This is a genomic window from Arhodomonas sp. KWT (assembly GCF_010993615.1).
In genome coordinates this window covers 1-828 of record NZ_WNXE01000736.1, presented here as the reverse complement: position 1 = coordinate 828, position 828 = coordinate 1, and the positions used below count along the sequence as shown (strand labels likewise).

Below are 828 nucleotides of genomic sequence, written 5' to 3'. Positions count from 1 at the left end.
GCGCTCCGGCTGCCGGACACCCTGAGCGTGCTCGTCGGCTCCGGCACCGGGATCTGCGGCGCCTCCGCCGTGGTGGCGGTGGACGGGGTGGTCCGCGGCCGGGAGGAGGATGTCGCCTGCGCCATTGCCATCGTCACCGTCTTCGGCACCATCGCGATGTTCCTATACCCGGCCCTGGCGCCGTCGCTGGGGCTCAACGAGGCCACGTACTCCGCCTGGGCCGGCAGCTCCATCCACGAGGTCGCCCAGGTCGTGGCCGCCGGCTTCGCCTTCAACGACCAGGCCGGCGTCGACGCGAGCCTGTACAAGCTCTCCCGCGTCGCGATGCTGGCCCCGGCCTGCGCCGCCCTGGCGATATGGTGGCGCCGCCGGGAGCGGGACACGACGACGGACACCACCACGGCCCGGCACGCGCCGGTACCGCTGTTCGTCGTGCTGTTCGTCGTAATGGTGGGCGTGAACTCCTTCGCCCCGGTTCCCGCGCAGCTCCATGACACCCTCGTGACCGTCGACTCCGGCCTGCTCGCCGCCGCCATGGTCGCCATGGGCCTGCACACCCGGCTGGTGGCCGTGGCGCGTCTCGGCTGGCGGCCCCTCGCCCTGGGCCTGGCCATGGCGATATGGATCAGCCTGCTGGCACTGGCAGGTGCCGTGCTCACAACCGGGTGAGACCACCGGAATGGCAATAAAGGCCGCATGACCATGCGGTCTTTGAATTCCGTCACTTGAGCGCTGAATCCCGGGGGGAGCGGAGGTTCGCGACGCTCGCCCTCGCGGCATTAGGATCGCGATCACGGAAGGAGGGAAATGGCGTCCCCAACGGGATTC

1 protein-coding gene is annotated in these 828 nt (G+C 70.0%); it reads left to right on the top strand.

The annotated features are described in order from the left end of the window. Positions 1-669, top strand: a 669-nt coding sequence (locus tag G7A99_RS22070) for a YeiH family protein (protein WP_163144128.1), incomplete at its 5' end; no start/stop codon positions are given. Positions 670-828: the final 159 nt, after the last annotated feature.